Annotated in this window: 15 protein-coding genes and 1 riboswitch; all 15 genes read left to right on the top strand. The window is 64.7% G+C overall.

What is annotated here, in order from left to right; genetic code table 11:
* Nucleotides 1–1297 (top strand): DNA recombination protein RmuC (gene rmuC / locus IL54_RS12070; RefSeq protein ID WP_156106297.1); only part of this gene is annotated, 1297 nt, incomplete at its 5' end.
* 97 nt (nt 1298–1394) lie between these two features.
* Nucleotides 1395–1568, top strand: a complete 174-nt coding sequence (locus IL54_RS25420; RefSeq protein WP_156106202.1) for a hypothetical protein — start codon at nt 1395–1397, stop codon at nt 1566–1568.
* 53 nt (nt 1569–1621) lie between these two features.
* Nucleotides 1622–2251 carry a nicotinate-nucleotide adenylyltransferase gene (locus tag IL54_RS12065; RefSeq protein ID WP_037475966.1) on the top strand — a complete coding sequence of 210 codons (630 nt, stop codon included), beginning with the start codon at nt 1622–1624 and terminating at the stop codon, nt 2249–2251.
* 12 nt (nt 2252–2263) lie between these two features.
* Nucleotides 2264–2653: a ribosome silencing factor gene (rsfS, locus tag IL54_RS12060; RefSeq protein WP_037475965.1), complete on the top strand. Its 390-nt coding sequence runs from the start codon at nt 2264–2266 to the stop codon at nt 2651–2653.
* A gap of 41 nt (nt 2654–2694) precedes the next feature.
* The gene (locus IL54_RS12055) at nt 2695–3117 is read left to right on the top strand and encodes a 23S rRNA (pseudouridine(1915)-N(3))-methyltransferase RlmH (RefSeq protein WP_037475964.1); all 423 of its coding nucleotides are present in this window, start codon (nt 2695–2697) and stop codon (nt 3115–3117) included.
* Nucleotides 3118–3121: 4 nt separating this feature from the next.
* Complete coding sequence (locus IL54_RS12050; RefSeq protein WP_037475963.1) at nt 3122–4357, top strand: murein hydrolase activator EnvC family protein; 1236 nt, start codon at nt 3122–3124, stop codon at nt 4355–4357.
* 117 nt (nt 4358–4474) lie between these two features.
* Entirely contained in the window at nt 4475–5827 is a 1353-nt protein-coding gene (locus tag IL54_RS12045; protein ID WP_037475962.1) for a S41 family peptidase, read from the top strand.
* Between the two features lie 53 nt (nt 5828–5880).
* Nucleotides 5881–6366 (top strand): disulfide bond formation protein B, encoded by a 486-nt coding sequence (locus IL54_RS12040; RefSeq protein ID WP_037475961.1) that lies wholly within the window; start codon nt 5881–5883, stop codon nt 6364–6366.
* Nucleotides 6363–6917, top strand: coding sequence for a demethoxyubiquinone hydroxylase family protein (locus IL54_RS12035; protein ID WP_037475959.1), 555 nt, complete (start codon nt 6363–6365; stop codon nt 6915–6917). Before IL54_RS12040 ends, IL54_RS12035 begins: the two co-directional genes overlap by 4 nt.
* A gap of 13 nt (nt 6918–6930) precedes the next feature.
* Nucleotides 6931–7470, top strand: coding sequence for a hypothetical protein (locus tag IL54_RS12030; protein ID WP_037475956.1), 540 nt, complete (start codon nt 6931–6933; stop codon nt 7468–7470).
* Nucleotides 7471–7561: 91 nt separating this feature from the next.
* Complete coding sequence (locus IL54_RS12025) at nt 7562–7963, top strand: hypothetical protein (RefSeq protein WP_237748867.1); 402 nt, start codon at nt 7562–7564, stop codon at nt 7961–7963.
* Nucleotides 7964–7997: 34 nt separating this feature from the next.
* A riboswitch (yybP-ykoY riboswitch) is annotated at nt 7998–8185 on the top strand.
* Nucleotides 8186–8202: 17 nt separating this feature from the next.
* Nucleotides 8203–8781 (top strand): TMEM165/GDT1 family protein, encoded by a 579-nt coding sequence (locus IL54_RS12020; RefSeq protein ID WP_037475952.1) that lies wholly within the window; start codon nt 8203–8205, stop codon nt 8779–8781.
* 233 nt (nt 8782–9014) lie between these two features.
* Nucleotides 9015–9941, top strand: a complete 927-nt coding sequence (locus tag IL54_RS12015) for a complex I NDUFA9 subunit family protein (RefSeq protein WP_037475950.1) — start codon at nt 9015–9017, stop codon at nt 9939–9941.
* A gap of 216 nt (nt 9942–10157) precedes the next feature.
* Nucleotides 10158–10967, top strand: coding sequence for an undecaprenyl-diphosphate phosphatase (locus IL54_RS12010; protein ID WP_037475948.1), 810 nt, complete (start codon nt 10158–10160; stop codon nt 10965–10967).
* A 165-nt stretch (nt 10968–11132) separates the two neighbouring features.
* A partial coding sequence (locus tag IL54_RS12005; RefSeq protein WP_037478507.1) for an FAD-dependent oxidoreductase occupies nt 11133–12024 on the top strand: 892 nt, incomplete at its 3' end.

Raw genomic sequence — 12024 nt, 5'->3', positions numbered from 1 at the left:
GCAGGCCCATGCGCAGATTGCCCGGCTCGACGCCGCGCAGGTCGCCTCGGCGCAGCGCCTCGACACGATCCAGACCAGCGCACAGCAGCGTTTCGAGGCCGCGCAGGCCGAGCGCGAGGCGGCGCTCCGCGAACTGGCCGCGCTCCAGTCCGACACGCAGGCGCGCGCCGAAGCCTTTGAAGCGCAGATCGCCGCGCTCAAGGATGCCAAGGAGCAGCTTTCCGCCCAATTCAGCGAGATTGGCGGCAAGCTGCTGGGCGAGGCGCAAAAGACGTTTCTCGACCGCGCAGACCAGCGTTTCGCGCAGGCGAACGAGAAGAGCGAGGCGCAATTGAAGACGTTGCTCTCGCCCGTCGAAACCACGCTCAAACGCTATGAGGAAGGGTTGCAACGGGTCGAGAAGGACCGTGTCGGCAGCTATGCCGAACTGCGCGAAGCGGTACAACAGGTGCATTTGGGCCAAGGGCAGGTGCGTGAAGAGACCGCCAAGCTGGTCAACGCGCTGCGCGCTGCGCCCAAGACGCGCGGCCGCTGGGGCGAACAGCAGTTCAAGAATCTGATCGAGGCCGCTGGCCTGTCGGCCCATGTCGATTTCAGCGAGGAAGTGTCGGTCACGGTGGAAGACGGCCGGTTGCGGCCTGACTTCATCATCAACCTGCCCGGCGACCAGCAGATGGTGGTCGACGTCAAATGCTCGCTCGTCGCCTATCTGAACGCCGTCGACCAAGTCGATTCGGCGCTGCGTGACGCCCATATGGCCGACCATGCTCGCGCGATGCGGACCCATGCCGACGCGCTGGGGCGCAAGGCCTATTGGGAACAGTTCGACAAAGCGCCAGACTTCGTCATCATGTATGTGCCGGGCGACAATTTCGTCACCGCCGCGCTCGAAGCCGACATGGATCTGTGGGAGCGCGCCGCGCGCAACCGCGTCATCATCTGCGGCCCGTCCACCTTCCTGCCACTCGCCCGCACGCTCGCCAGCCAGTGGCGACGTGAAAAATTGCAGGATCAGGCACGCGAAGTCGCCGAACTAGGCAAGCAGCTTTATGAACGCCTCGCCGCCGCCGCCGGATCGCTCAAGAAATTGGGCAATCGGCTCCACGGCGCGGTCGGGGATTATAACGCCTTCGTCGGCAGTTTTGAGGGCCGGGTATTGGTGACCGGGCGTAAGCTGCGCGATCTCAATATAGATACCGGCGGCAAGGAATTGGACGAGCTTGGCCCGGTCGAGGCGCTGGTGCGCGACCCCGCATCGCCTGAAGCGCTGCGCGCCCTGCCCGACGCAGCGGAATAACGCTGCGGAACCAACCACCCTCCGCCTGCGTCTCTTCTGTATGAAGCCTTGAAAATCAAAGCCGTAAGGGTTGAGAGACAAGGGTCGGAGACCATCCATGTGGAAGCGATTGATCTTTAGGCGTGCGCCCCCGTCGCGCGCGGTGCCTGTCGAACCGCACATGCCGCGCCGGTCAAAACAGGCTGAGGCCGACCATCCCTTTGCCGACCTCATCGCCAAACTGGACCGCATCCCCTATCCCATGCCGCATAAGGCGGCGTTCAGCCGCTAAGGCGCGCTGCCCGTCTCTTGCCCCCCTGCTTCTCCGCTGGCATGGCAAGAGCCATGACAAAGATCGGCCTGCTAGGCGGCTCCTTCAATCCCGCCCATGGCGGCCATCGCGCCATATCGCTGTTCGCGGCCAAGGCGCTTGGCCTGGACGAAGTCTGGTGGCTCGTCTCCCCCGGCAATCCGCTCAAGCCGCGCGCGGGCATGGCCCCCCTCCCCGCCCGGCTGGCCCACGCCCAGCAGATCGCCCGCCGCGCACCGATTCGCGCAACCTCGATCGAGGCGCGGCTTGGCACCCGCTACACCATCGACACGTTGCGCGCCGTCACTCGCCGCTACCCCAAAAACCGCTTCATCTGGCTGATGGGGGCCGATAATCTGGCGCAATTTGGCGATTGGCGCGACTGGCGCGGCATCGCCCGGCAAATGCCCATTGCCGTAATCGCCCGTCCAGGCTATGATAGCGCTGCCTATGGCTCTGCGGCCATGAGCTGGCTGCGGCGCTTCGTCCGGTCCCCGCGCCAGAGTGCAGACTGGACGAATTGGAGACCACCGGCGCTCGTGCTTTTGCGCTTTCGCCCTGATCCAAGATCGGCGACCCTGCTTCGGCAGGCGGACCCCCTCTGGCATCGCGAATATGAAACATCGTGTGCGCGAGATCCGCTCACGCGCCGGTTAGTGATCTAGAATGGAGCCTTTTTGACCAGACCCCACCCCGCCAACGACACGGCCGCATCGGCCGATAGCGTGGCCGCCCTGCACGCCCTCGTCATGCAGTCGCTCGACGACGACCAGGCGCAGGAAACCATCTCCATCCCCCTGGAAGGCAAGAGCAGCATCGCCGATTATATGGTGATCGCGAGCGGCCGTTCGTCGCGTCAGGTCGCGGCGATCGCCCAGCATCTCGCTGAACGGATCAAGAAGGAAACCGGCCGTTCGGCACGGGTCGAAGGGCTGCCGGTCGCAGACTGGGTGCTGATCGACGCGGGCGACGTGATCGTCCATCTCTTCAAGCCCGAAGTGCGCAGCTTCTACAATCTGGAACGCATGTGGGGCTTTGTCGATGCACCGGTTGCAGGGACAGCCTGAACCCTTCGACAGCCGAGTGACGACGGACTAGGAGGAGCGCCATGCTCCTCCACATCATCGCGCGCGGGAAAATAGGGCGAACGCCCGAAGCCGATCTGGTCGACCGCTATGCCAGGCGGTTGACCATGCCGCACAAGATCACCGAAATGCCCGACCGGGGCGGCAAGCTGCCGCCTGCCGCGCCCGGCACTGTAACGGTGATGCTCGATGAAAAAGGGCGGCAGCTTGGCTCGATGGAGTTCGCCCGGCGGCTGGAAGGCTGGCGCGACGCGGGCACCCGCGAATGCCGCTTCCTGATCGGCGCGGCGGATGGATTCGACGACGCCGACCGGGCCAATGCCGACCTGCTGATCGCATTCGGCGCGATGACCTGGCCGCATATGATGGCCCGCGCGATGCTGGCCGAACAATTGTGGCGCGCCTGCTCCATCCTTGCCAACCACCCCTATCATCGCGAAGGGTAGCGGCGTGAAACGGGGGGCGATCATCACCGGCGGGCTGCTCGCCCTTGTAGCGCTGGCCGCCACGCGCTTGCCCGCGGCCGACGATGCCGCGATCATTCTGCCCGGCACTGCAGGCACCACGCTGGCGCAGGAACAGGCCGCGCTCAAGGCCGCCCGCCGCCAGTCCGACGAAGCGCGCGATCGCTCCGCCCGGCTGGAGCAACAGGCCAGCGCGGCGCGCGACGACGCCGAGCAGGCGCGCCGCCGCGCCGCCGCCACCGCCGCGCGTATCCAGCAGGCCGAGGCCGATATTCAAGCGGCACAGGCCCGCATCGCCATCATCGCCCGCATGCAGCGTGCCCAGGCGGCGCGGCTGGCGGCGCGGCAGGAGCCGGTTGTGCGCCTGACCGCCGCACTGCAGATGATGGCCCGCCGCCCGATGGCGCTGGCGCTGGTGCAGCCCGGATCGGTGACCGACGCGGTCCATATGCGCGCAGTGCTGGGGCAGATCTTGCCGGTCATCCAGCAACGCACAGCCGGGCTGCGCGCCGAACTTGCCCGCAGTCGCGCCCTGCGCGCGACCGCGCAGCAGGCCGCCGGTGCGCTGACCCAGGCGCAGGCCGACCGCCGCGAACGCCAGGCGGCACTCGCCGCGCTGGAGGCACAAAAGCGCGTCGCCGCGCGCGACTATCGCGCCAATGCAGGCCTTGAAAGCGAACGCGCGCTGGCGCTGGGCGAACGGGCGCGCGACATTGTCGATCTGATGGACAGGCTGGAGGAAGCAGGCGACCTGCGCGAACGGCTCGCCGCCCTCCCCGGCCCGCTGCTTCGCCCCGCCCGCCCGGATCAGACGGGCACACCCGCACCCGAAACAGCCCGCGCAGCAGGCGGGCCGCCGCCCTACCGCCTGCCCGTCATCGGCCAACTCGTGACCGGCATGGGCGAAGTGAATGACGGCGGCGTGCGATCACGCGGCCTCAGCCTCGTCACACAGCCCGGCGCCCAGACCGTCGCGCCGACCGCAGGGCGCGTTGCCTTTGCCGGCCCCTATCGCGGCTATGGCCAGATCCTCATCATCGACCATGGCCAGGGCTGGACTACCCTGATCACCGGCCTCCACCGCGTCACCGCACAGGTCGGCGATACGGTGCGTCAGGGCGACCCCGTCGGCATCACCGGCCAGGGCCGCCCGACGGTTACGATCGAACTGCGCCGCAATGGCCGTCCGGTGGACATCGTACCGCTGGTGGGCTTGGGGTGAGGAATCCCCGTTAACCCGGCGCTCATCGATACTGCGCGACATTGGTCGAAGCGCGCTTTTGCGTCGGAACGCGAATCGGCTTATGACGGGACGATGATGCCGGAATCAAGGATGCCCATGAAATCGACCTTTCTCCATGGCGCGCTTGCGCTTGGGGCGCTTGCGCTCATTCCCGCCGCCACCGCGACCTTCGCGGCGGGGGAAGCATCGAGCTACAAGGCGCTCGATGAATTCATGGACGTGTTCCAGAAGGTCCGCAGCGATTATGTCGAAAAGGTCGACGATGAAAAGCTGATCAAGGGCGCGATCGACGGGATGCTGGCCAGCCTCGATCCGCACAGCAGCTTCCTCGACGCGCGCGATTTCCAGAATCTGCGCACCCAGACCGAGGGCAGCTATGGCGGCCTTGGCCTGTCGGTCACGCAGGAAGATGGCGCGGTCAAGGTCATCGCACCGACGCAGGACACCCCGGCCTGGCGCGCGGGTATCAAGGCCGGCGACTATATCACCCATATCGATGGACAACTCATCTATGGCGGCACGCTGGACGAAGCGGTCGACAAGATGCGTGGTGCGCCGGGCACCGCGCTCAAGCTGACCATCGTGCGCGCGGGCCGCGACAAGCCGATCGACCTGACGCTGACGCGCGAGATCATTCAGTTGAAGCCCGTCAAATGGGAAGTGAAGAATAATATCGGCGTCATCAACATCGTCAGCTTCTCGGCCAATACCGGGGCGGATGTGCGCCAGGCGATCCGCAGCATCGACAAGTCGCTGGGTCACAAGCCCACCGGCTATGTCCTCGACATGCGCTCCAATCCCGGCGGCCTGCTGGACGAAGCCGTGACGGTCAGCGACATCTTCCTGGAGCGCGGCGAAATCGTGTCGCAACGCGGCCGGGCCAAGGGCGATGTCGAGCGCTATTATGCCAAGCCCGGTGACGACGCCAAGGGCTTGCCGGTGATCGTGTTGGTGGACGCAGGCTCGGCCTCCGCCTCCGAAATCGTCGCAGGCGCCTTGCAGGACCAGCATCGCGGCCTGGTGATGGGCGAACGCAGCTTCGGCAAGGGCAGCGTGCAGACGATGCTGCCGCTCAGCAACACCAGCGCGCTCAAGCTGACCACCGCGCGCTATTATACGCCATCGGGTCGCAGCGTGCAGGAAGGCGGCATCCAGCCCGACATCCGCGTGCCGCAATTGTCCGATCCCGATTACAAGAACCGGCCGAAATATCGCGAAAGCGACCTGCGCCGTCATCTGATCAACGAGATCAAGACCGACGATAAGGCGCTGGAAGAAGATGCGAAGGACGATCCGCGCTTCACCATGACGGCCGAGGAGCTGAAAAAGCAGGGCGTCGAGGATTTCCAACTCGACTATGCGCTCAAAACGATCGCGCGCCTTGCCAGCACGCCAGGCGCGACGATCGCCCAGGCGCAGGTCGCGGCACGCAAGCCGGGGGCGAAGTAACGCCCCCACAAGTTCAGCATGACGAAAGGTGCGGGTGTGTCTAAGTGGGGGTGATGAGCAGACTCCCCCTTGCCCGCGCCCTCGCGCTGTTGCTGCCCGTCGCCCTGTTGGGCGGTGCCTACGCCTCCCAATATATGGGCGGTCTGCACCCCTGCGAAATGTGCTGGTGGCAGCGTTATCCGCATATGGCGGCGATCCCGCTGGCTGTGTTGGCCTTCGCGACGAAGGCAACGCCGAAGACCAGCGCTACGTTCACCGCACTGGCCGCCATTGCCATTGCAATCAGCGGCGGCATCGGCCTGTTTCATGCCGGCGTCGAATATGGCTGGTGGGAAGGGCTTACCGCCTGTTCCACCACCCCGACTGGCGGCAGCGCGTCGGACATATTGACCCAGATCATGGCGACGCCGATCACGCGATGCGATGTTGCGCCATGGAGCCTGCTGGGCATCTCGCTCGCAGGCTATAATGGCCTCTTGTCGGTCGGTGGCGCGGTCGCCATCTTGGCACTGCTAAGCAAGAAGGGACGTCACGCATGAGCGGATCGAACGACTTTCCCCGCCCCGGCCAGCGCTTGCCCGATGGCGCGCGCGACTCCATGCTGCGCGTCGATCAGGCGGGCGAATATGGCGCGACCCGCATCTATGCCGGGCAATTGGCAGTCATGGGCGACCGCCACCCCTATGCCCGTATCATCGCTGGCATGGCGGCGCAGGAGGAACGGCATCGCGCGACGTTCGACGCCATGATCGCGCGGCGCGGCGTGCGCCCCACGGCCTTGTCGCCGGTCTGGAATGTCGCGGGCTTCGCCCTTGGCGCCGTCACCGCCGCGATCGGGCCAAAGGCGGCCATGGCCTGCACCGCCGCCATCGAAACCGAGATCGACCGCCATTATGCCGAGCAGTTAGAGCAGATCGGCACCGATGATGCGGAACTCTCCGAGGCTATCGCGGATTTCCAGGCAGAGGAAGTCGAGCATCGTGACGCCGCACTGGCCCATGGCGCGGAACAGGCACCGGCCTACCCCCTGTTATCCGGCGCGATCCGTCTGGGATGCCGGGCCGCCATCGCGCTGTCGAAACGCATCTGAAAAGGACGGACGAATGACCAAGACCCCGATGATCGCAGCCTTGGCGCTGCTGGCTGCCGCCGTCCCCGCCATGGCGCAACAGCCGACCGCGCCAACCGCCGTGACCGACCCGAACAATGAGAAGGTCAATATCGTCATCGTCTATGGCGAAGATGCTTGCCCACCCAGCCAGGGCGACGAAATCGTGGTCTGCGCGCGCAAGGGCGAAGCGGAACGCTATCGCATTCCCGAACCGCTGCGCGGCGATCCCAATAAGCCGAGCAATCAGGCTTGGGGCGAACGAGTGCGGTCGATGGAATATGTCGGACGCTCCGGCACGGAAAGCTGCTCGCCGTCGGGCGGTGGCGGAACGACCGGATGCTTCGCCCAACTGGCGCGGCTCGCCAAGGCCGAGCGGCAGGCATTGGACAATGCCAGTTGGAAGGATCTGGTCGAGGCCGAACGCGCCAAGCGCCTGTCCACGATCGATGCGGACAGCGAAGCGATCGAGGCGCGGGTGAAGGCCGAGGAAAAGGCCGCACAGCAACAGGGCAACGGTCCGACGCAACCCTGACGGTTTTACGCATCGGTCGTCGTCTCAAAATCGACCAGCCGGGGATTTGGGCACCCCTGGTTCCTACAGGGGCATGAAGGAATATGATCCCATGCGACATCATGTCGTTCTACCCCTGGTCGGCCTGCTGCTGACCCCGCTCCTATCCTCCCCGGCGCTTGCCCAGGCGGAACCGCCACCGGAACGCACCATCAACCTGCTCGTCTATGGCGATGATCCCTGTCCGCAGGGCGAAGGCGATGAAATCGTGGTGTGCGCGCGCAGGCCGGAGGCGGAGCGCTATCGCATTCCCAAGAAGCTGCGCGAAAAGCCCGCCGTGTCGGGCGGCCCCGGCTGGGGCAGTCAGGTCGCCACCATGGAAAGCGTCCAGCGGCAGAATCTCCCGAACAGCTGTTCGGTGAACGGGGTCAATGGCGCCACCGGCTGCACCGCCAAGATGCTGGAACAATGGTTTGCCGAACGGCGGATGCAGCAAAGCCGTGGCGAACCCTGAGCGTCTTGCACAAATTGCGTCCTTGACCTAAGCACGACCCGTCATCTGGGGAGTAGCCAGCCGTTCCGCACTACGGAGCGGGCCTTATGTCAACATATTTGGCCGAAAGGTCATGGCATGAGGGACGCGGGTATGTCCGCGTAAGGCGAGACCAATGGCATCGACGTTCCATGCCCGGCCGGGCGGGGAGCGCCGGTGGCATTGCGTCATTCACCTCCGCCCGGCCCCGGACATGCCTGATGGAAGCTCTGCTCACCTCCTCCGCCCTCGTTGCGCTCGCCGAAATGGGCGACAAGACGCAATTGCTCGCCATGTTGCTCGCTACCCGTTTTCGAAAGCCGGTGCCGATCATCCTCGGCATCCTGTTCGCGACGCTGGCCAATCACTTCCTCGCCGCGCTGCTTGGCCATTCGATCGCTGGCATATTGACGCAAGGCTGGTTCCGCTATGCGGTCGCGATAAGCTTCATCGCCATGGCAGCCTGGACATTGGTGCCGGACAAGATCGACGAAGATGCGCCGCTCAAGGCACCATCCGGCGCAGGTGTGTTCATGACCACGCTGATCGCCTTCTTTCTGGTCGAGATGGGCGACAAGACGCAGGTGGCGACGATTGCGCTCGGCGCACGGTTCGACAATTTGCTGGCGGTAACGATGGGCACGACGCTGGGCATGATGGTCGCCAATGTCCCCGCCGTATTGTTCGGCGAAGCGCTGGCGAAAAAAGTCCCGATGCGCGCGCTCCAGGTCGGCGCCGCGCTGCTGTTCCTGATCCTCGGCCTATGGATGATCGCGGATCTTCAGGGCTGGATCGGGTAAGACGTTTATTTGGGAATGCGCCTTCGCGCATTCTTCCGCACCGGCCCTCACACCCACCCGGCCACCCAACGGCAGTATCATATGGGTGGCCGGGTGGGTGTGAGGGCCGGTGCGGACTTTGAAATGCGCCCTTTTGCGCATTTCCAAACACGCGCTAAGCGGTTGTCAGCGCCGCGCGGCTGGGGCAAGGGAAAAGCCAGCATATTCCTTTTCGAACGGACGTGGGACAGGTGATGAAAGACAGTCTGGTAACGGTGTTCGGCGGCGGCGGCTTTGTCGGTCGCCAGGTGGCACAGGCGCTGCTGGCGCGCGGCGCGCGGGTGCGGATCGCACAGCGCGATCCCTCGACGGCGTTGCGGGTCAAACCGCTGGGGGGCCTTGGCCAAGTCCAGTTCATCGCCGCCGACATCCGCAATCCCGCCAGCGTGGCGCGCGCCATCGCGGGCAGTGATGTCGTCATCAACCTGGTCGGCATATTGAAGGGCGACTTCGACGCCTTCCACCATCGCGGCGCGGCCAATGTCGCCAAGGCCGCGGCGGACGCTGGCGTCACCGCGCTCGTGCATATGTCGGCGATCGGCGCGGACCCGGAAAGCCCGTCCGCCTATGGCCGATCCAAAGCGGCGGGCGAAGCGGCGGTCAAAGCGGCCTTCCCGACCGCGACCATCATCCGCCCGTCGATCATCTTCGGCGCGGAAGACCAGTTCCTCAACCGCTTTGCCGAAATCATCGGCATGCTGCCGGTCATCCCGGTGATCGGCGCAGCGACGAAGTTCCAGCCGGTCTATGTTGCCGATGTCGCCCACGCCATCGCCAATGCGGCGGAGCAGCCCGGCGTCCATGGTGGTCAGACCTATGAGCTGGGCGGCCCGCAGGTCCGAAGCATGCGCGAGATCAACCAGTGGATCGCCAAGGCGGTCGGCCGCGAGAAGGCGCTGGTAGAGGTGCCAAACGGCGTCGCCAAAATGCTGGCGATGTTGCCGGGCGGCCCGATCACCGGCGATCAACTGGCGATGCTCGGCCGTGACAATGTCGTGGCAGAGGGTGCCAAGGGACTCGACGCGCTCGGCGTCGTCGCCACGCCGATGGACGGCGTCGCCGACAAGTGGATGGTCCGCTACCGCAAACATGGCCGCTTCGCCGGTCGCGCCAGCGCCTGACGTCATCATCCCCCATGCAGGGGGATTTTGGTGAAATATAGATAGCAGCCCATACCATCGTCATTCCCGCGCAGGCGGGAATCCATCTCCCGCCTTATCGCTATAATGTCAGGTAGGGAGATTGATCCCCGCCTTCGCGGGGATGACGTAAAAATCTGGCTATGACGAATTTCGCGACGATCCCTCCTGCAAAGGAAGGAGTTTGGAAAGAAACCCATGGACCTGCATTATCTGACCGTCATCCTGCTCGGCATCGTCGAGGGGCTGACCGAGTTTCTGCCGGTGTCCTCCACCGGGCATCTTATCCTCGCCAGCGAATTGCTCGGCTATGATTCCGCGACCTGGGCGATGTTCAACGTCGTGATCCAGCTGGGCGCGATCCTGGCGGTGGTAGTGCTCTATTGGCGCACTTTCTGGGCGGTGGGCATGGGACTGCTGCGGCGCGAGCCGGTGAGTTGGCGCTTCCTGCGCAATCTGCTGATCGCCTTCATCCCCTCGGCCGTCATCGGCCTGGCGCTGCATGACTATATCGAGATCATGCTGGGTGCGCCGCAAATCGTCGCTTGGGCGTTGATCGTCGGCGGCATCGCCATCCTGTTGATCGAGCGGGCGGTCAAGGAGCAGCGTTTTCACGGCATCGCCGATATTCCCATGGTGCGCGTGCTGGCGATCGGCTTCATCCAGTGCCTGGCCATGGTGCCCGGCGTCAGCCGGTCGGGCGCGACCATCATGGGCGCGCTGATGCTGGGCGTGGAGCGGCGCACGGCGGCCGAGTTCAGCTTCTTCCTCGCCATCCCGACGATGCTGGGCGCGACCGCGCTGGAACTGATCAAGAAGGGCGACCGGATCACTAGCGCCGCGGTCGGCTGGGACAGCATCGCGCTGGGCTTTGTCGTCTCGTTCATCGTCGCCTTGCTGGTCATTCGCTGGTTCGTGGGGCTGGTGTCAAAACATGGCTTCGCCCCCTTCGCCTGGTATCGAATCATCGCCGGGATTGCGGCCCTGATCTGGCTGGGCGCAAGATAGGGCCGAAACGGTCTATTTATCACGCGCTTTGTTGCGATCATTTCGCAACTAACCGCGATAACCGCGATTTTATAGTCAGTATTACTGTCCTAAATATCAGAATCCGCGTGACTCTGCGGGTTTTTATGCTATGCGCGCCGCTGAAACTTTAGTCAGGGACGAGCGATGGCCGACAATCCGATGCTGAAATTCGTGGGCAAGGGACAAGCCTACCCGGAAAAGCGCGCAGCCGACGACCGCGCCGACGATTTTCTGGAAATCAGCCGCAGCTTCATACTGGACAAGGCCGAGGAGCAAGCGTCACGCTGCTCGCAATGCGGCGTTCCCTATTGCTCGACCCATTGCCCGCTGCACAACCACATCCCCGACTGGCTGCGCCTGACCGCCGAAGGCCGCCTGCGCGAAGCCTATGAACTGTCGAACCTGACCAGCACCATGCCCGAAATCTGCGGCCGCATCTGCCCGCAGGATCGGCTGTGCGAGGGCAATTGCGTCATCGAATTTTCAGGGCACGGTGCCGTCACCATCGGCTCGGTCGAAAAATACATCACCGACACCGCCTGGAAGGAAGGCTGGGTCGAACCCTTGGTCGCGGGCAAGCCCACCGGCCAGTCGATCGGCGTGATCGGCGCTGGGCCTGCGGGTCTCACCACGGCGGAATATCTGCGCGCGGCGGGGCATGAGGTGCATGTCTATGACCGGCATGATCGCGCCGGCGGGCTACTGACCTATGGCATCCCCGGCTTCAAGCTGGAAAAGGACATCGTCATGCGCCGCGTCCAGCGCTTGAAGGATGGCGGCATCGTCTTCCAAGAAAATTTCGAGGTCGGCCGCGACGCGACGCTCGAAACCCTGCGCGAGAAGCATGACGCGATCCTGATCGCGACCGGCGTCTACAAGCCGCGCGACATCCGCGCGCCGGGCGTAGGCGCGCCGGGCGTGGTCAAGGCGCTCGATTATCTCACCGCCTCCAACAAAGCCGGGTTCGGCGATGCCGTGCCGGAGCATGAAGACGGCACGCTGCTGGCCACGGGCAAGAATGTCGTCGTCATCGGCG

This window comes from Sphingobium sp. ba1 (assembly GCF_000743655.1).
In the GTDB taxonomy this organism is placed as follows: Bacteria; Pseudomonadota; Alphaproteobacteria; order Sphingomonadales; family Sphingomonadaceae; genus Sphingobium.
The sequence above is the reverse complement of the archived record's forward strand: the minus strand, read 5'-3'. Positions and strand labels throughout refer to the sequence as shown.